Source organism: Streptomyces sp. NBC_00691 (assembly GCF_036226665.1).
Taxonomy (GTDB): Bacteria; Actinomycetota; Actinomycetes; order Streptomycetales; family Streptomycetaceae; genus Streptomyces.
In genome coordinates, this window is the sequence record NZ_CP109007.1 from 1,775,558 (window position 1) to 1,794,116 (window position 18,559).

At 73.0% G+C, this 18,559-nt stretch carries 14 protein-coding genes; 6 read left to right on the forward strand and 8 right to left on the reverse strand.

Annotated elements, in window-relative coordinates; translation table 11 throughout:
• Position 1: 1 nt before the first annotated feature.
• The 3 genes from OG392_RS07895 to OG392_RS07905 all read left to right on the forward strand — a co-directional run bounded on the left by OG392_RS07895 (position 2) and on the right by OG392_RS07905 (position 4,100).
• A complete protein-coding gene (locus OG392_RS07895) occupies positions 2-1,606 on the forward strand; it encodes a glycerol-3-phosphate dehydrogenase/oxidase (RefSeq protein WP_329277001.1) in 1,605 nt (534 codons plus the stop codon).
• A gap of 115 nt (positions 1,607-1,721) precedes the next feature.
• Positions 1,722-2,783 (forward strand): LLM class flavin-dependent oxidoreductase, encoded by a 1,062-nt coding sequence (locus tag OG392_RS07900; RefSeq protein WP_329277004.1) that lies wholly within the window; start codon positions 1,722-1,724, stop codon positions 2,781-2,783.
• Between the two features lie 141 nt (positions 2,784-2,924).
• The gene (locus tag OG392_RS07905; RefSeq protein WP_329277006.1) at positions 2,925-4,100 is read left to right on the forward strand and encodes a PAC2 family protein; all 1,176 of its coding nucleotides are present in this window, start codon (positions 2,925-2,927) and stop codon (positions 4,098-4,100) included.
• An 89-nt stretch (positions 4,101-4,189) separates the two neighbouring features.
• On the opposite strand, the gene OG392_RS07910 is transcribed toward OG392_RS07905, so the two are convergent.
• From OG392_RS07910 to OG392_RS07930, 5 genes are all read right to left on the reverse strand, one after another.
• Positions 4,190-7,285: an NPCBM/NEW2 domain-containing protein gene (locus tag OG392_RS07910; RefSeq protein ID WP_329277008.1), complete on the reverse strand. Its 3,096-nt coding sequence runs from the start codon at positions 7,283-7,285 to the stop codon at positions 4,190-4,192.
• Positions 7,286-7,401: 116 nt separating this feature from the next.
• On the reverse strand, positions 7,402-8,631 hold the full coding sequence (gene mshC / locus OG392_RS07915) for a cysteine--1-D-myo-inosityl 2-amino-2-deoxy-alpha-D-glucopyranoside ligase (protein ID WP_329277010.1): 1,230 nt from the start codon (positions 8,629-8,631) through the stop codon (positions 7,402-7,404).
• 159 nt (positions 8,632-8,790) lie between these two features.
• Entirely contained in the window at positions 8,791-9,630 is an 840-nt protein-coding gene (locus OG392_RS07920; RefSeq protein ID WP_443055061.1) for an SCO1664 family protein, read from the reverse strand.
• Positions 9,594-10,184, reverse strand: coding sequence for a DUF3090 domain-containing protein (locus OG392_RS07925; protein ID WP_055598426.1), 591 nt, complete (start codon positions 10,182-10,184; stop codon positions 9,594-9,596). Before OG392_RS07925 ends, OG392_RS07920 begins: the two co-directional genes overlap by 37 nt.
• Before the next feature lie 68 nt (positions 10,185-10,252).
• Entirely contained in the window at positions 10,253-10,942 is a 690-nt protein-coding gene (locus tag OG392_RS07930; RefSeq protein WP_329277015.1) for a histidine phosphatase family protein, read from the reverse strand.
• 186 nt (positions 10,943-11,128) lie between these two features.
• On the opposite strand from OG392_RS07930, the gene OG392_RS07935 reads away from it, so the two are divergent.
• Positions 11,129-12,121, forward strand: a complete 993-nt coding sequence (locus tag OG392_RS07935; RefSeq protein ID WP_329287124.1) for a magnesium and cobalt transport protein CorA — start codon at positions 11,129-11,131, stop codon at positions 12,119-12,121.
• A gap of 43 nt (positions 12,122-12,164) precedes the next feature.
• Here OG392_RS07935 and OG392_RS07940 read toward each other — a convergent pair whose 3' ends face one another.
• Positions 12,165-12,950, reverse strand: a complete 786-nt coding sequence (locus OG392_RS07940) for a ferritin-like domain-containing protein (RefSeq protein ID WP_329287127.1) — start codon at positions 12,948-12,950, stop codon at positions 12,165-12,167.
• Positions 12,951-13,185: 235 nt separating this feature from the next.
• Positions 13,186-14,235 carry an LLM class F420-dependent oxidoreductase gene (locus OG392_RS07945; RefSeq protein ID WP_329277017.1) on the reverse strand — a complete coding sequence of 350 codons (1,050 nt, stop codon included), beginning with the start codon at positions 14,233-14,235 and terminating at the stop codon, positions 13,186-13,188.
• Positions 14,236-14,365: 130 nt separating this feature from the next.
• Between OG392_RS07945 and OG392_RS07950 the strand changes: the two genes are divergently transcribed.
• Both OG392_RS07950 and OG392_RS07955 read left to right on the forward strand, forming a co-directional pair.
• The gene (locus OG392_RS07950) at positions 14,366-15,343 is read left to right on the forward strand and encodes an aldo/keto reductase (protein WP_329277019.1); all 978 of its coding nucleotides are present in this window, start codon (positions 14,366-14,368) and stop codon (positions 15,341-15,343) included.
• Entirely contained in the window at positions 15,340-17,688 is a 2,349-nt protein-coding gene (locus tag OG392_RS07955; RefSeq protein WP_329277020.1) for a helix-hairpin-helix domain-containing protein, read from the forward strand. Before OG392_RS07950 ends, OG392_RS07955 begins: the two co-directional genes overlap by 4 nt.
• 166 nt (positions 17,689-17,854) lie before the next feature.
• Here OG392_RS07955 and OG392_RS07960 read toward each other — a convergent pair whose 3' ends face one another.
• Complete coding sequence (locus OG392_RS07960; protein ID WP_329277022.1) at positions 17,855-18,535, reverse strand: hypothetical protein; 681 nt, start codon at positions 18,533-18,535, stop codon at positions 17,855-17,857.
• Between the last annotated feature and the right edge of the window lie 24 nt (positions 18,536-18,559).

An 18,559-nucleotide genomic window follows, 5' to 3' on the forward strand; every position in this document is an offset into this window, starting at 1 on the left:
CATGACCACCCTGCAGAGCGTCCCTGCCCTTGGGACGCACCCGGCGTCCGGCTCCCTCCCGAGCCGCGCCGAGACCCGGGACCGGCTTTCCAAGGCGACGTACGACCTCCTGGTGATCGGCGGCGGCATCCTGGGCATCTCCACCGCCTGGCACGCCGCGCAGTCGGGCCTGCGGGTGGCCCTGGTGGACGCCGGCGACTTCGCCGGCGCCACCTCCTCCGCCTCCTCGAAGCTCCTCCACGGCGGTCTGCGCTACCTGCAGACCGGCGCGGTCAAGCTGGTCGCGGAGAACCACTTCGAGCGGCGTGCGGTCTCCCGTCAGGTGGCACCGCACCTCGCCAACCCCCTCACCTTCTACCTGCCCGTCTACAAGGGCGGCCCGCACGGCGCGGCCAAGCTCGGTGCCGGTGTCTTCGCCTACAGCGCCCTCTCCGCGTTCGGCGACGGCGTCGGGCACCTGCTCTCCCCCGCCAAGGCCGCGCAGGACGTGCCGGAGCTGCGCACCGACAACCTCAAGGCCGTGGCCGTCTACGGCGACGACCAGATGAACGACGCCCGCATGGCGCTGATGACGGTGCGCGCCGCCGTCGACGCCGGCGCCACCGTCCTCAACCACGCCGAGGTCACCGGGCTGCGCTTCACCCGCGGCCGGGTGACCGGCGCCGAGCTCAAGGACCGCACCAGCGGCGACGAGTTCGGCGTCACCGCCCGTCTCGTGCTCAACGCCACCGGCCCGTGGGTCGACCACCTGCGCCGGATGGAGGACCCGAACGCGGCCCCCTCCATCCGCCTCTCCAAGGGCGCGCACCTGGTCCTCAAGCGGACCTCGCCGTGGAAGGCCGCCCTGGCCACCCCGATCGACAAGTACCGCATCACCTTCGCCCTCCCCTGGGAGGACATGCTGCTGCTCGGCACCACCGACGAGGAGTACGAGGGCGACCCCGGCCAGGTCGAGGTCACCGAGAAGGACACCGCCCAGATCCTGGACGAGGCCGCCTTCTCCATCCGCGACCAGCAGCTGTCGCGCGATCTGATCACCTACGCCTTCGCCGGTCTGCGGGTGCTCCCGGGCGGGCCCGGCGACACCTCGAAGGCCAAGCGCGAGACGGTCGTCACCGAGGGCCGCGGCGGCATGCTGTCGGTGGCCGGCGGCAAGTGGACGACCTTCCGCCACATCGGCCGTACGGTGATGAAGAAGCTGGAGCAGCTCCCCGGCCACCCGCTGGGCGAGGACTACGAGTCGGTGTCGACGCTGCCGAAGCGGCTGCCGCTGCCCGGCATCGCCAACCCCAACGCCGTCGCGCACCGGCTGCTCGTCGACGGTCCGGCACCCGGCCCGCGGATGGCCGCAGACACCGCCAGGCACCTGGCGACGCACTACGGCTCGCTCTCCTTCGACATCGCCCGCATGGCGAACGAGAACCCGGAGCTGGCACGGCGCATACACCCGGACGCGCCGGAGATCTGGGCGCAGGTCGCCTACGCCCGCGATCACGAGTGGGCCGAGACGGCCGACGACGTGCTGCGCCGCCGTACGACGCTGACCATCCGCGGCCTCGCGACGGACGAGATCCGCGCGGACGTCGAGAAGATGCTGGACGAGTAGGAGCGGGGCGGCGACTGCCGTACGCGCGGGGGCGGTTCCTCACCGGAGGACCGCCCCCGCGGCGTGCCACACGCCGTCCACAACGCCGCAACACTCGGCGCGCAGAGTGGAGCGCATGAAATTCCAGGTGCTCACGATCGTCCACCACTCCCCGCATCCGCTCACCGGCGAACTCCTTTCCGCCACCGACCGGTTGGAGCAGGTCGTCACGCTCGGCGAGACCGCCGAACGGCTCGGCTTCGACGCCTACGCCATCGGCGAGCGGCACGCCGGCCCGTTCCTCTCCTCCGCCCCGACCGTGCTGCTGGCCGCGCTCGCCGCCCGTACCACCCGGATCAGACTGCTCACCGGCGTCACCGTCGTCGCGATCCTCGACCCGGTCCGGGTCGCCGAGGACTACGCCACCCTCGACCAGCTCTCCCGCGGCCGGCTCGAACTCGTCGTCGGCAAGGGCGCGGAGGCCGGCCACTTCGACCTCTTCGGCCTGGACGAGGAGCGGCAGTGGGACCTCCAGAAGGAGAAGTACGAGCTGCTCCGGCGGCTGTGGACGGAGGAGGGCGTCGACTGGGAGGGCGAGTTCCGGCCCTCGTTGAAGAACGTCACCACGGTGCCGCGCCCGTACGCGGGACCGCCGCGGATCTGGCACGGCTCGGCCACCAGCCTCAACTCCCCCGAACTCGCGGCCAGACACGGCGACCCGCTCTTCACCGCCAACGCGATCCAGCCCCGCGAGGCGTACGCAAGGCTCATCGCCCACTACCGGGAGAAGTTCGAGGAGTACGGGCACGACCCGGCGCACGCGCGCGTGGCGGCCGGTTCCGGCGGCCTGCTCATCGCCGACACGACCGAGGAGGCGATCGCCCGCCACAAGGACCTCTACGAGGCGAAGGTACGGCAGAGCTTCAGGCCGCACCTGGAGGGCAAGGCCGGGTACAACACCCCGTTCCGCACGATCGAGGACGCCGTCGCGGACGGTCCCCAGCTGATCGGCTCCCCGCAGCGGATCATCGACAAGATCCTCGGCTACCACGCCCACTACGGGCACGACCTGCAGTCCATCACGGTCGACACGTTCGGCCAGTCGACGGCCGAGCAGATCGAGACGCTCCAGCGCTTCGCCGAGGAGATCGCGCCGGTGGTCCGGAGGGAGGCGCCGAGCACGCTCTGGGAGGAGTGAGACCGCCGTGTGCGGAGGCGAGTTCCTGGGTAGTCGATCAAGGCCGCACGGGTTTTCGGGGATGTCCGGGGGCTGCGGACGGACCTGGAGAAAGCCGTAAGGTTGGTCCGTACGACAGGAACTTCGAAAAGGAGGCGCTGGGTGATCGAGCTCGAGGGGGTACCCGAGCTGATCGACCCGGTCATGGTGGCCGCGTTCGAAGGCTGGAACGACGCCGGCGACGCCGCCTCCACCGCGGTCGCCCATCTGGACCGGGAATGGAAGGGCGAGGTGTTCGCGGCGCTCGACGCCGAGGACTACTACGACTTCCAGGTCAACCGGCCCACTGTCTTCCTGGACAACGGGGTCCGGAAGATCACCTGGCCGACGACCCGGCTCTCCGTGGTCCGGGTCGGCGGCGACAAACCCCGTGACCTGGTGCTCGTGCGCGGGATCGAGCCGTCCATGCGCTGGCGCTCCTTCTGCAACGAGATCCTCGCCTTCGCCCACGAGCTGGGCGTGGAGATGGTCGTGATCCTGGGCGCGCTGCTCGGGGACACCCCGCACACCCGGCCGGTCCCGGTCAGCGGCGTGACCTCCGACCCGGACCTGGCGCGCACGATGGACCTGGAGGAGACCCGGTACGAGGGCCCGACGGGCATCGTGGGCATCCTCCAGGAGGCGTGCACCCACGCGGGCGTGCCGGCGGTGAGTCTGTGGGCGGCGGTGCCGCACTACGTGTCGCAGCCGCCGAACCCGAAGGCGACCCTGGCGCTCCTCAACCGGCTGGAGGACCTGATCGGGCTGCGCATCCCGCTGGGCGAGCTGCCCGAGGACGCGCGGGCCTGGCAGGTGGGCGTGGACCAGCTGGCCGCCGAGGACAGCGAGGTCGCCGAGTACGTGCAGACCCTCGAGGAGGCCCGGGACACGGCGGAGCTGCCGGAGGCCTCGGGCGAGGCGATCGCCCGGGAGTTCGAGCGGTATCTGAGGCGGCGCGAGCCCGGCACGGGGCCGGGCGGCGGCCCGGGGGTGGCGATGGAGGGCGGCGACACGCCGTTCCTCCGGGACCCCGGCAGCGGCCGCACGCGTCCGCCGAAGCCGGAGCAGCCGGGTCCGGAGGCGGTCCCGGGCACGGAGACGGCCGAGGGTTCGGAGGAGACGGACGTTCCGGAGGGACCGACGGCGTCCGCCGACGGTTCACCGGACACGGACGCGGACACGGACGCGGGCAGGGACCCGGTCCTGGACACAGACGCAGACACGGGCGCAGACGCAGACGGTGACACGGGCGCGGGCAGCGACACGGACGGCGGCGCGGACGGCGAGTCCGGCAAGTAGCGGTCTCCGCCGGGGAGTCGAGACGGAACGGGAGGGGTGCCCGAGGGCGCCCCTCCCGTCGTCGCGTCAGCCGCGGATCAGCTCACGCGTCAGGCGCAGCCGAACCGGGCCGCCGCCCAGTCCGCGTGGTCCCCGCTCTTCGACCCGTTGGTGTCCGTGATCCGCAGCCGGACGTGCCGCGCTCCGGTCACGTCGACGTTCACGGGCAGGGTCGCCGAGGCTCCGGTGAGCCGGGGCGAGGTCCAGAGGACCTTGCCGTCGGCCTCGACGGAGAAGGCCACGTCGCCGTAGCCGTTGATCTCGTCATCGATGCCGACGTCGGCGGTGAAGGTGGTGCAGCGGCCGCCGAGGTAGACCTCGATGTCGGAGTCGGCGTGGGCCCCGATGCCCTTCTCGTAGGCCGTGCCCGCCAGGGTGAGGGGCTTGCCGTCGGCGGCTCCGGACTCGCCGTTGGAGCGGTCGCGTTCGGGCGGTCCCCAGCCGTTGGTGGAGCGCAGCCAGACGAGGTCGCTCGCCCAGGCGTCGCCGGTGGGCGGCGGGGGCATCACGCCGACCGCGAACCGCTGGACGGCGGTGCGGTCGGTGCCCGCGGCGCGGTGCCGGGCGGTGGCGGTGAGGGTGGCCTCGCCGGGCTCGGCGTCCGGGGCGGGGGTGACGGTGACCTCGACCCGGCGGGTGGTACCGGCCGGGACACGGGCGATCGGCGCCGCCGGGGTGACCTGCCAGCCGGCCGGGGCGGCGAGGGAGACCCGTACGTCGGTGGCGTCGCGGGTTCCGGCGGTGACGTCCACGGCGACGCTGCCGGGGGCTCCGGCGCCGAGTTCCTGCGCCGTGGGGACGGCGAGGGTGGCGGAGGCGCCCGGTACGGCGCCGCCGACCGCGCTGGTGTCGCTCAGCCGCAGTTCGAAGTCGCGGGCGGTGGAGAGGGCGGCCGTCTTGACCCGGACCACTCCCCCGCGCTCGTCGCGGTCGTACCACCAGCCCTGGGAGGCGGCGTCGAAGGCGGCGCGGGAGGTGAGGGCGGGCAGCTTGCGCCCGTCGAGCCGGACGGCGCCGGGGGCGTCGCCGGTGTGGACCGTGAAGGCGTACGGCCGGGCGTTCGCCTTGCCGGTGTACGTGCCCTTGCTCGCCCCGATGCGGACGGTGACGTCGCCTGCGCCGCGCTGCGGGGCGCGGACCTCGGCCCGCTGGGTGGCGTAGCGGCCGGTGCGGTGTTCGCGGGTGACGCCGTCGTCCTCGTACAGCTCGAAGGAGGAGCTGCCCTGCGGGTAGATGTCCCAGGCGATCGGGTCGCCGGGGGCGCGGTCGGTGTACGAGCGGATGTCGCCGGGCCACATCGGGACGGTCGCCCCGGCCCGTACGAAGAGGGGCAGGGTGTCGAGCGGGGCGCTGTAGTCGTCGACGGTGAGGGGGCCTTCGTAGGTGCGGCCGCTCCAGTAGTCGATCCAGGTGCCCCTGGGGAGGTAGATCCCGTCGCGTTCGACGGCGTCCTGGTACACGGGCGCCACGAGGAAGTCCTCGCCGCTGAGGAACTCGTACCTGGCGGCGTCGGTGGCGGCCCTGGGGTCGTCCGGGTACTCCAGGGCGAGCGGCCGGGCGAGGCCGACGCCGGTCCTGGTGGCCTGGTGGGCGTGGCTGTAGATGTACGGGAGCAGGGCCTCGTGGAGCTTGAGGGAGGCGCGGTTGACGCTGGTGTAGGGCTCGCCGTAGCGGAAGGGCTGCTTGTCGTTGGCGGCCCAGCCGTCCATGGTCATCGTGACCGGCAGGAAGGTCTTCCACTGCAGGTCGCGGGCGTAGGTCTTGGCGCTGCCGCCGAAGATGCCGTCGACGTCGCCGGTGGTGTAGGCGAGTCCGGACATGGACGCGCCCGCGTAGGTCGGGATCTGCCAGCGGATGTACTCCCAGCTGCCGGACTGGTCGCCGGACCACTGGACGCCGCAGCGCTGGGCGCCGGACCAGCTCTCGGGGGCCCAGGTGAAGCCGCGGGCGTCGCTGTGGGCCTCGATGCCGGCGTGGGCGTCCTTGCAGCCGTCGAGGGCGAACTTGTAGCCCTCGCCGACCCAGGCGACGTCGAGCTTGGCGACCCGCTGGCCGGCCTTGACCTGCTCTTCGAGCTTGTCGATGCCGTCCTCGGTCCAGAGGCCGAGCTTCATGCCGCGCTCGCCGAGTCCGGCGGAGGCCTCGGCGAGGTTCTCGTAGCCGCAGCCGTAACCGTCGTTGACGAGCATCCAGCCGTTGGGCATGTCGTTCTCGACGTAGCCGTCGGCGACCTTCAGTGCGTCGAGGGTGCGGCGTTCGCCCCGGTTGGCGTTGTGGAGGTAGCAGTCGGCGTCGCCGATCTCCAGGCCGTACACGGGCGGCAGGAAGGGTTTGCCGGTGAGCCGGGTGTACTGGCCGATGACGTCCTTGGCGGCGTCGCCGCCGGTGCCGGCGAAGTAGTAGGCGTCGAAGCGCCGTTCCTCGGCGCTGGTGGTGACGGGCTCGGTGAAGGCGTAGGTGTTCGGCGCGTAGGTGTTGCGGTAGACGCCGTAGCCGGCGGAGGAGAGGTAGAACGGGACGGAGTTGGGGTGGCCGCCGTCGTTCCAGTTGTAGTCGACGCCGACCTCGACGGTCTTGTCGCGGTGGGAGGTGTTGCCGCGGCCGTTCTGCATGCCGGCGCCGTAGAACTGCTCGGTGGCGCCCCGGGCGAGGGTCTGGGTGGTGCGGTCGGCGGTCCAGCTGAGACCGCGGGACTCGCTCCACAGCGGGGTGCCGTCGGCGCGCAGGGCGGCGAAGCGGAGCGGTGACTTGTAGGCGCGCAGGGTCACCTCGGAGCTGCTCAGTTCGTAGCGGTCGCCCAGGTCGCGCCAGCGGGTGGCCGGGGGCGGGCCCTGGGGCAGCGTGATGTCGCTGCCGGTGGGGTCGGTGAACGTGCCGTCGGGGGCGAGTTCGATGCGGAAGGTGTCGGCGGTGACGAAGCTGACCCGGGCCTGGGCCCGGCCCGCGGTCAGGCGGTAGACGGACCCGGCGGCGGCGAAGCCTGTGAGGTCGCCGACCGTGGTGGCGGGCTCCTGTGGCGTGGTGTCGGCCTGGTCGGCGCGGTCGGTGGGGAGGGCCGAGGCGGTGGCGCCGGGTCCCGCGAAGGCCGCGAGGAGCCCGAGGACGGCCCCGGCCAGTGCAACTTTCATGCGTGATGATGATTGCATGGAGCTTATTTAGCGCAGGAACGAGCAGTCCCGCCAGGACAAAACGGAACCGCCCTCGGACTTCGGCGAGAAGTCCAAGGGCGGTTGCCTGAATGGGAGTTGTGCGGTCCTGCTCGTTACAGGGCCACACCGAGCAGTGCGTCGACGGCGCGGGAGACGAGACCGGGAGCGGAATCGTCGGCGCCACCCTCGGCCTCCTGGAGCGTGGCCCAGCGGTCGACCGCTGCGAGCGCGGTGGGCGTGTCGAGGTCGTCGGACAGCGCGTCGCGGAGCTCCTCGACGAGCGCGTCGGCGGACGGGCCGTCGGGGCGCGACACGGCGGCGCGCCACCGGCCGAGACGCTCCACGGCGTCCTGGAGGACCTGGTCGGTCCACTCCCAGTCGTCGCGGTAGCGGTGGGAGAGCAGCGCGAGCCGGATGGCGGCCGGGTCGACGCCGTCGCGGCGGAGCTTCGAGACGAAGACCAGGTTGCCCCGGGACTTGGACATCTTCTCGCCGTCGAGGCCGACCATGCCGGCGTGGACGTACGCCTTCGCCATGGGGAACTCGCCGGTGAGCGTCTGGGCGTGGGAGGCGCCCATCTCGTGGTGCGGGAAGATCAGGTCGGATCCGCCGCCCTGCACGTCGAAGCCCATGCCGAGGTGGTCGAGGGCGATGGCGACGCACTCGATGTGCCAGCCGGGGCGGCCGGGGCCGAGGCTCGCGCCGTCCCAGCTCGGCTCGCCCTCGCGGGCGGCCATCCAGAGCATCGGGTCGAGCGGGTTCTTCTTGCCCGGACGGTCCGGGTCCCCGCCGCGCTCGGCGGAGAGGTGGCGCATCAGCTCGGTGGTGTAGTTCGAGACCTGTCCGAAGTGCGGGTCGGCGTCGACGGAGAAATAGACGTCTCCTTCGAGCTCGTAGGCGGCTCCGGAGTCCCGGAGGCGCTCGACGAGCGGGACGATGCCGGGTATGGCTTCGACGGCGCCGATGTAGTGCTGCGGGGGCAGCATCCGCAGGGCGGTCATGTCCTCGCGGAAGAGGGCGGTCTCCCGCTCGGCGAGGCCGACCCAGTCGATGCCGTCGCGGATCGCGCGCTCCAGGAGCGGGTCGTCCACGTCCGTGACGTTCTGGACGTAGTGCACCTGCCGCTTGGTGTCGAGCCACACGCGCTGAACGAGGTCGAACGCGTTGTAGGTCGCCGCGTGACCCATGTGGGTCGCGTCGTACGGCGTGATGCCGCAGACGTAGATACGGGCGACGGGGCCGGGGGCGAGGGTCACTCGTCCACCGGTCGCGGTGTCGTGGATCCGGAGGTCGCGGCCCTTGCCGGGAAGGGCGGGGACCTCAGAAGCGGGCCAGGCATGCATGACCCGAGCGTAACCGGACAGGTGTTCCGGATACGAACCGGATCCGGGATCTTGACCTATTAGGCGCTCTTGCGGGTCGGAGGCGTGCGTGTATACCCCCCAGGGGTGCATGCCCTCGGGGAGGCCGTCCACAGGGATGGCCGAAACCCTTCGGTCCGGTCAGACGGGCGGCCAGGGGATCGCCGGCCACTGCCCGGAGGGCTCCGGATGCCGTCCCGTGGTCCGCAACGCCTCCACGCGGGCGCGTACGGCCGCCACCTCGGCATCCGTGAGCAGTTCCGCCAGACGGGCGGCGAGCGGCTCTCCCGGGGCCAGGGAGCGGCCGAGCGCGTCGAGCACCCCGGCCGCCTCGGCGGGCAGCTCCTCGCCCGCCCAGCCCCACAGGAGGGTGCGCAGTTTGTCGTCGACGTGGAAGGTGACCCCGTGGTCGATGCCGTAGAGGTGCCCGCCGGGAGCGGGCAGCAGATGGCCGCCCTTGCGGTCGCCGTTGTTGATGACGGCGTCCAGGACGGCGAGCCGCCGCAGGTCGGGGGTGTCCGCGTGGACGAGGAGCGCGGTGCGGTCCTCGTCGACCTGGGCGGGGCCGACGGCCTTCCAGCCCTCGCCCGCCTCGTCGTCCTCGGTCAGGGCGAGCAGCCGCGCCTGGGGATCGGCCTCGATCCACAGCTGGACCATGCCCTCCCCGTAGGGCCCGTCGCGGAGCACGGTCGGCGGGACCAGACCCCAGCCCATGGCCTCGGAGATCTCGTACGCCGCGACCTCGCGCTGCGCGAGCGTGCCGTCGGGAAAGTCCCACAGCGGGGCCTCCCCCGCGACCGGCTTGTACACACAGGCCGCTTCCCTGCCCCCGTACGCGACGGAGCAGTACAGGACGGCATTGGAGGCCTCGCGGACCTGGCCGCGTACCGTCAGCTCACCACGGGCGAGCAGCTCGGCGTCCCGGGGCGTCGGGGGGCTGCTGCTCATGCTCCGCGGCGGTATCCGTTCTGGCGCGGGCAGACATGGCCCTCGGGGTCGAGCGGCAGACTGCACAGCGGGCAGGGCGGACGGCCGGCGTTGACGACGTCGAGGGCCCGCTTCGCGAAGGCACGGGCCTGGGCGCCGCTGAGGCGGACCCGGAGCATCGGCGGGCCGTTCTCCTCGTCCTGGAGCAGGCGTTCCTCGGCCTCGGCGAGGTCCTCCTCGGACTCCACGTCGAGCTCGACGAGCGCCTGCGCCTCGACGATCATGCGCTGCTCCTCGCCGTCCCAGGCGAGCGCCATGGTGCCGACCCTGAACTCCTCCTCGACGGGTACGTCGAGGGGGGCGGTGTCGGCCACCTCGACGGGCGCGACGGCGGGGACCGGGGCGTTGCCCCCGGTGCGGCGGACGACCTCGTCGAGGAGTTCGTCCATGCGCTCGGCGAGCGCGGCGACCTGTGTCTTCTCCAGGGCGACGCTGGTGACCCGGCCGGCGGCGGACGCCTGGAGGAAGAACGTACGGCGGCCAGGCAGCCCGACCGTACCGGCCACGAAACGCTCCGGTGGGTCGTAGAGGAACACCTGACGGGACACGTTTCCCGGCTCCCTTGCGTCTCGACAGTCGTACTACGGCGGCGCGTCCACCCTACTGCGCGAGAGGATCACGGTGCGCCCGCACCGCCCCCGACCTCAGCGGTCCCGCTGCTGTCGGGGTGCTCGCGCGGCGCGAAGGCGGCGAAGTCCCCGGTGTCGCCGAGCCGGACGAGGAAGGGCCGCAGGCGCGTGTAGCGGATGACGGTGACCGAGCACGGGTCGACGTGGAGGCGCTGGAAGAGGTCGAGGTGCAGTCCGAGCGCGTCCGCCACGATCGACTTGACGATGTCCCCGTGCGAGCACATGACATAGGCGGCGTCCTCGCCGTGCTCGGCCTCGATCCGCGCGTTCCAGTCGTGCACGGCGTCGACCGCGCGGGACTGCATGGCGCGCATCGACTCGCCGCCGGGGAAGGCCGCGGCGGAGGCGTGCGCCTGGACGACCTCCATCAGGGGTTCGTCGTTGAGCTCGGCGAGTTTCCGGCCGGACCAGTCGCCGTAGTCGCACTCGTTGATCCGGTCCTCGACGTGCAGCGGGAGGTCGGGGCGGGCGTCGAGGAGCGGCCGTACGGTCTCCCGGCAGCGCTGGAGGGGGCTGGAGACGACGGCGGCGAGGGGGATGTCCGCGAGGCGCCCGGGAAGCGCGGCGGCCTGCGCGGCGCCCCGCTCGTCGAGGGAGATCCCGGGGGTGCGCCCGGCGAGGACCCCGGAGGTGTTGGCGGTGGAGCGTCCGTGCCGGACGAGGATCAGCGTGGCCATGACGGCCAGCCTAGGCGGTGCGGGGAGGTGGCCGAGGGGTGCGGCCGGCGGGGGCAGGAGGGCTCCGGGCGGATCCACGCGTGCGTGGCGAGGCCGTCCGGCGGAGGGGCGGACCACGTGTGCGTCGCGAGACCGTTCGATGGAGAAGCGGATCCACGCGTGCGTCGCGAGACCGTTCGATGGAGAATACGCCGCGTGATCGTGGACTCAGCCATCTACCGGGACGGGCGCCGTACGGACGGCCCCGCCGACCTCTCCGACGCGCTCGACGAGGCGCGGGCCGCCGGGGACGCCTTTCTGTGGGTGGGGCTCCACGAACCGACGGAGGCGGAATTCGACCATGTCGCCTCGGAGTTCGCCCTGCACCCGCTGGCCGTCGAGGACGCCCTCAAGGCCCATCAGCGCCCCAAGCTGGAGGTCTACGACGACTCGCTGTTCGCGGTGCTCAAGCCGGTCGTCTACGAGCCGGAGAGCGACCGGGTCTCCTCGGGCGAGCTGATGGTGTTCATGGGCGACTCCTTCGTGGTGACCGTCCGGCACGGCGAGGGCGCTCCGCTCGCGCAGGTCCGCCGGCGTCTCGAAGCCGACCCGGAGGTCCTCAAGCACGGCCCGACGGCGGTGCTGTACGCGGTGAGCGACGCGATCGTGGACCACTACCTCGATGTGGCGGGCGAGCTCCAGGTGGACCTGGAGGAGCTGGAGGCGGACGTCTTCGCGCCCACCGGCGGCAATCCCGCGAACACGGCGGAACGGATCTACACGGCGAAGCGGCAGGTCCTGGAGTTCCGCCGGGCCAGTGGCCCGCTGGCGGGTCCGGTGTCCCGGCTCACGGGCGGTTCGGTGCCGTTCGTGAACGAGCGGTCGCAGCCCTTCTTCCGGGACGTCAACGACCATCTGATGCGCGCCAACGAACAGGTGGAGGGGCTCGACCGGCTCCTGTCCGACGTGCTGTCGGCCCATCTCGCGCAGATGGGCGTGCGGCAGAACGACGACATGCGGAAGATCTCGGCGTGGGCGGCCATGGCCGCCGTCCCGACGATGGTCGCGGGGATCTACGGCATGAACTTCGAGCACATGCCGGAGCTGCACTGGGTGGCGTCGTACCCGGTGGTGATCGTGGTGATGGCCGGCATCGTCCTCACCCTGTACCGGATGTTCAAGCGGCGCGGCTGGATGTGAGCCGCCGACCCGCACCGCGGCAGGGCGGTCGCCCCGGAGGGGGTCAGAAGGCCGGGGCGGGGCTCGCGGGCCCGCCGAGGGCGTCGAGTCGCTCGGGCGTCCTCAGGCCGACCATCCGGTGCCAGCCCGCGGCGCGCTCGTACCCGTACATCCCGCGGATTCCGGCGGCGAGGACGGCCGCCTTGGGCCTGGGCCAGCGCAGGATCCTTCCCATGTGCCCCATCACGGCGAGGCTGACGTCGCGGTAGACCTGGATCTCGACGAGGGCGGACTCGCGCAGGGTCCGCTGGATGAGCCGACCGTGTCCCTCGCGCGCGAGGCGCAGCAGTTCCTCGTGGCAGTAGGCGAGGTGGTTCGCCTCGTCGTTGTCGATCATGTGGATGGCCTTGCCGAGTTCCGGGTGGTCGCCGAAGTACGTGACCAGCATGTCCATCTGGTCGGCGGCCCGCTGCTCGGTGACCCGGCTGTGGGCGAGGTAGACGATGATGTCCTGCTCGCTCAGCGGCTCGTCGCGGCGCAGCTTGTCGTGCGCGAGGCCGATGCCGCGCTGTTCGAGGAGCATCGTGTAGTCGGTGTCGGGAGGCACCGGGACGGGTTCGAGGCCACGCTTCTTCATCAGGGCGTTGAAGATCCGGCCGTGCTTGTCCTCGTCGGCGCCGTGCCGGGTGATCTTGGGGGTGAGATCCCTCATCCCGGGGGCGACGAGCGCCGCGATCCGGGCGTTCTCCCAGCCGCCCTGGGACTCTCCGCTCGCCGCGATCGAGCAGAAGAGCGCGAAGGACTCGTCGTTGTCGATGATTTCCTGGAACAGGCCCTTGGCCGTGAGCATCGCCGCCACCTCCGTGCGCATGTCCGCACTCCGTCCGGCCCCCGGGAGAACGAGTCAAGTGCGGTGCGCGGCGAGGGGCAACAGGAGGGCTCGACGACTCGGCCGAAAGAGTGAGACCCGAGGGCGTAACCGAGGGGCCCGTGACGCCGTTGTGCAGCGTGACGGCCGTGGCGGGGAAGACCCCCGAGCCCCCACCACGGCCGCAGAACCTCTCACCGACGGCGCCCTCCCGGGATCACGCCAGTCCGGCGCGCTCCATCGCCTCGACACCCGCCCGCAGGGCCGCCAGCCGCTCGTCCAGGGTGAAGCCGGCCGGGGCGAGGGTCAGGGTGGTGACCCCGGCCTCCGCGTAGGCCGTCATCCGCTCCGCGATCCGCTCGACGGAGCCGAGCAGCGAGGTCTGGTCGATCAGGCTCTGCGGTACGGCCGCGGCGGCCCCCGTCTTGTCGCCTGCCAGGTACTTGTCCTGGATCTCGGCGGCCTCCTTCTCGTAGCCCATGCGCTGCGCGAGCTGGTTGTAGAAGTTCTGCTTGCGGCTGCCCATGCCGCCGACGTACAGCGCGGTGTACGGGCGGAACACGTCCGCGAGCGCGTCGACGTCGTCCCCGAGGGCGAGCGGCACGGTGGGGCAGACGTCGAAGCCGTCCATCGTCAGGCCGGCCTTCTCGCGGCCCGCGCGGATGTGGCGGAGCGCGGTCTCCTCCAGGTGGGCGGCGGAGGGGAAGATCAGCAGGGCGCCGTCGGCGATCTCGCCGGTCTGCTCCAGGTTCTTGGGGCCGATCGCGGCGATGTAGAGCGGGATGTGCTCGCGCTCCGGGTGCACGGTGAGCTTGATGGGCTTGCCGGGGCCGCCGGGGAGCGGGAGGGTCCAGTGCCGGCCCTCGTAGCTGAGGCGCTCCCGGGTCATCGCCTTGCGGACGATCTCGACGTACTCGCGGGTCCGGGCCAGCGGCTTGTCGAACTTCACGCCGTACCAGCCCTCGGAGACCTGCGGTCCGGAGACACCGAGGCCGAGGCGGAAACGGCCGCCGGTGAGCGAGTCGAGGGTGGCGGCGGTCATGGCCGTCATCGCGGGCTGCCGGGCCGGGATCTGCATGATCGCGGAGCCGACGTCGATCCGCTCCGTCTTCGCCGCGACCCAGGCGAGCACGGTGGGCGCGTCGGAGCCGTAGGCCTCGGCGGCCCAGCAGACGTCGTAGCCGAGGCGGTCCGCCTCCTGGGCGACGGCGAGGTTGTCGCCGTCCATGCCCGCACCCCAGTAGCCGAGGTTGATGCCGAGCCGCATGTCCACGCACCCCTTACCCATCGGTAACGTTCTTGTGGGCGGGACTCTAGCGCGCGCTCGGCGCATCCGTCAGGACGCGGTTGTCCACAGGCTCTCTCCGCGTGGTGCCCTGGCCAGTAATCTCGCGCCCATGGAGCAGAGGCATCTCGGACGTACCGGCCTGCGTGTGTCGCGCATCGGACTCGGCACCCTCACCTGGGGCCGGGACACCGACGAGCACGACGCCGCCGAGCAGTTGAAGTCGTTCTGGGACGCGGGCGGCACGCTCGTGGACACCGCCGACGTGTACGGCGGAGGCGAGGCGGAGTATCTGCTCGGCCGTCTCATGGAGCGGCTCGTCTCCCGGCAGGACCTGGTCCTGTCGACCAAGGCGGGCAGCGTGCCGGACCCCGACCGGCGGACGGACGGCTCGCGCGGGCACCTGCTCGCCGCGCTCGACGCCTCCCTCGCCCGGCTCGGCACGGACCACGTGGACCTGTGGCAGCTTCACGCCTTCGACCCCCACACGCCCTTGGAGGAGTCGCTCCAGGCGCTCGACATCGCGGTACGCAGCGGGCGCGCGCGGTACGCGGGCGTGGCGAACTTCTGCGGCTGGCAGCTCGCCAAGGCGGGCACCTGGCAGCTCGGCGGGGACCGGACCCGGCTCGCGGGGGCGCAGCTGGAGTACTCGCTGCTCCAGCGGGGCGTGGAGCGCGAGGTGCTGCCGGCGGCGCAGGACCTCGGGATAGGCCTGCTGCCCTCCTCCCCGCTGGGGCGCGGGGTCCTGACGGGCAAGTACCGCGGCGGGACCCCGTCCGACTCGCGCGGCGCCTCGGAGACGATGGCGCCGTTCGTGGAGCCGTACCTGGACGATGCCGCGAGCAGGATCGTGGACGCGGTCACGACGGCCGCCGACGGCCTCGCGACGACCCCGCTGCACGTGGCGCTCGCCTGGGTCCGCGACCGGCCCGGCGTCACCGCGCCGATCGTCGGCGCGCGCACGGCGCGCCAGCTCGCGGCCGCGTTGTCGGTGGAGACCCTTAGTCTTCCTGACGAGATCTGTCGGGCGCTGGACGATGTGTCGGCGCCCGTGCACCGCTATCCGGATCACGACTGGAGCACCTTGTGACCGAGCCTTCCGGGGAGACCGCGCCCGAGGCACCCGAGGACGTGGCACCCACCGAGGACGTCCAGGAGGACGCACGGCAGGGAGCCGCCGAGCCGGAGGAGCCGGGGACGGCCGAGGAGCCGGCGTCGGCCGAGGGGCCCGCGACCGGCGAGGAGCCGCCGGCCCAGGAGCCCGCCGAGACCGAGGCGCCCGCCACGACCCAGGAGTCCGCCGGGGCCGAGGCGCCGGACGCGGCCGCAGAGGCCGACGCGGCGCCGGAGTCCACCGACGACGCCGAGCCCGCCGAACCCGCCGAACCCGCCGAACCCGGGTCCGCCTCGGCCGGGGAGTCCGGCGCTGGTGGAGATGCCGCCGAGGCCTCCGACACGCCCGAGTTGAGCGACGCTCAGGCCGAGCTGGCCGCGCAGCGGGAGCTGCGGGCGAAGATCGAGGCGCGGAAGGCCGAGAGAGAAGGGCCTCTGGCGAGCGGCGCCAAGCTGAGCGGCACGGCCGCCGATCTGCTCGCGGCCGTCCGGGCCGTGGAGGGCGGCGCCGCCTCCGGCAGCGCGTTCTACGAGGCCCCCGAGCCCGCACCCCGCAGGGCCACCCCCGAAGCGGCCCCCGCCATGACCGTGCGACCCCCGGTACCGGCCCAGGCCTCCGCCCCCGCTCCCGGCACCACCACCGCCGTGCGCGAGGTCCTGGCCAAGGGCGGCGCGCCCGAGGCGCTGGCCGGGCAGGTCGCCGCCGCACTCGGCGAGGGCGCGGCGCAGGTCCTGCTCGACGACCCCTGGCAACTGCTCGCCGTCTCCGGTGTCCGCCCCGAGCAGGCCGACGGCTTCGCGCGGGCACTGCTCGGCGCCGCGTGCGGCCCCGAGGACCCGCGCCGGACGGTCGCCCTGACGGTCTGGCTGCTCGAGCGGGCCGCGCTCCAGGGGCACACCGCGCTGGAGATCGACACCGTGCGCACCGGCCTCGCCGGGCACGCGGTGCCCGATCCCGGGTCGGCCGTCGAGGAGGCGGTGTCCGCGGGCGCGGTCCTCGTCTTCCAGGAGGAGGAGACGGCCGAGGAGGAGCCGGAGGAGGACGAGGAGTCGCCGGAGGTCCCGGAGGCCGCGGCCGATGAGCCGGCCTCGCCCGTACTGCTCGGCCTCGACCGGTACGCGCTCGCGGAGGAGAGCCTCGCGGACGGCCTCGCCCGGCTCGTCAGGACGGCGACTGCCGACGCCTGGGAGGGCTCCGAGCTCGAACGGGCCGCCGGGACGCACGGCCTCGTCCTCCACACGGGCGGCGAGGCCTCCCGCGCCGAGCCGGCGGCCCTCGCCGCGGCCGCGCGCGAGCGCGGGCTGCGCACCCTGATCGCCGTCCACGCGGAGGGCGGGCGGCGCGCGCTCGGCCCCGCCGGGGCGGACGCGGTGACGGTCGCCGCGCTGCTCTCCGGAGCGGCCGGGCCCGGCCGTGACGAGGACGGAGCCTTCACCCTGGATCTGCTGGTGGTGCTCGACGCCCCGCAGCTGGACGTGGAGACCGCCGCGATGCTCGTGGAGTCGCTGCCCGACGGCTGCCGGCTGGTGCTGAGCGGCGACCCGGCGGTGCTCGGCGCGCCGGGTGCCGGCCAGGTCTTCGGCGACGTGCTGGCGGCCCGGGTGTGCCCGCGGATCGCCTCGCGCGTGCCCGACCCGGGCCCGCTCGGCGAGCTGGTCTCGGGCATCGGCGCCGGTGAGCTGAACCAGGTCGAGGCTCCCGGCAAGGAGATCGTGATCGTCCCCGTGCGGGACGCCGGCGAGGCCGTGCACCGTACGGTCCAGCTGGTCGCCGATTCGGTCCCGCGGGCGATCGGGGTACCGGCGGAGCAGACGCAGGTCGTCACGGTCGGCCACGGCGGATCGGCCGGTACGCGCGCGTTGAACACCGCGCTCAAGCAGCGGCTGAACCCCGGCCCCGGCCGGTTCGGCGGCTTCGACCCCGGGGACCGGGTGGCGTACGCGCCCCTGCCGGGGCGGACGGTGACGGGCACGGTCGTGTCGGCCGACGCCGAGGGGCTGCGGCTGCGGTGCGGCGACGAGGAGGTCCTCGTACCGAAGGAGCGCGTGGAGTCGGCGCTGCGGCACGGCTGGGCGCTCACCGCGCACCAGGCGGCCGGGCTGCGCTGGCCCGCGGTGGTCGTGGTGCTGCCCGGCGACGCCGCCGGGGGCCTCAGCCGGCCCTGGGTGTACACGGCGTTCGGCCGCGCGGAGCGTCATCTCTCCGTCGTGCACGGCGTGGACCAGGCGCTGCCCCGCGCGGTGGCCGAGGGCGTGGCCCCGGAGCGTACGACGCGCCTGCGGCCGCTCCTGGAGGCACTGCTCGCCGTGCCCGAGGAGTGAGGGCCGAGGAGTAAGGGCCGAGGCGCGAAGGCCCGGCTCCCCGCCCCCGGGGAACACGGCCCGGGGGGCCCGGTCCTGAACGAGGAACGGCGGAGGGCCGGGACACCGATCGTGGTGTCCCGGCCCTCCGCCGTCCCCCCGCGTCTTCCGCTCTCCCGGGTCTCCCTCAGGAGGCGGCGGCGCCGGCCCCGTCCTGGACGCCGTCCTCATCGCCGCCGTCGTCCTCGTCCTCGTCCTCGTCGAAGACGGAGCTGACGTCGAAGCGGCAGACGATCCGCTCCGGATCTGCGTGCTCGAAGGGGGCGTTGAGCCACTCCCCCGGTTCCGGGAGGTCCTCGGCGGCGGTCACCCACAGTGTGGAGTCCCCCTCCTCCAGGCCGAACTCCTTGTGCCGGGAGGCGATCTCGTCCGGTTCGAACTCTCCGAAGAGCACGCCGAGCGCGGCGAGCGGCGAGACTCCGGCCCGGGCGCCCGGACCGGTGGCGTCCGCCCCGCCGTCGATCTCGGCGATACGGCGGGCCTGGGCGAGCAGACGCTTCGGTTCCGCCACGGCGTAGTCGCGGCGGATCAGGAGGCTGAGCGCGTGCGGTTCGTCGGGCCCGGCGTACGGCGGCAGCGAACCGTCGGCTCCGGGAATCTCGAAGGGGGTCACCTCGTCGTAGCGGTCGTAGAGGAGTTCGTCGTACGCCTCGGCCGCCCCCGCGAGGGCGTTGAAGGCTTCGTAGACGGCCGGGTCGTCGTCACCCGTGCGGCGTTCGACCGCCGTGAGGTGACGGTCCAGTGCGGCTTTGACCGCCTCGGCGGCGGCACGTACCTCGGCAGCGGTGGGCTGCGCAGCATCAGACATGGGACGCACGCTATCCGTAGCGGG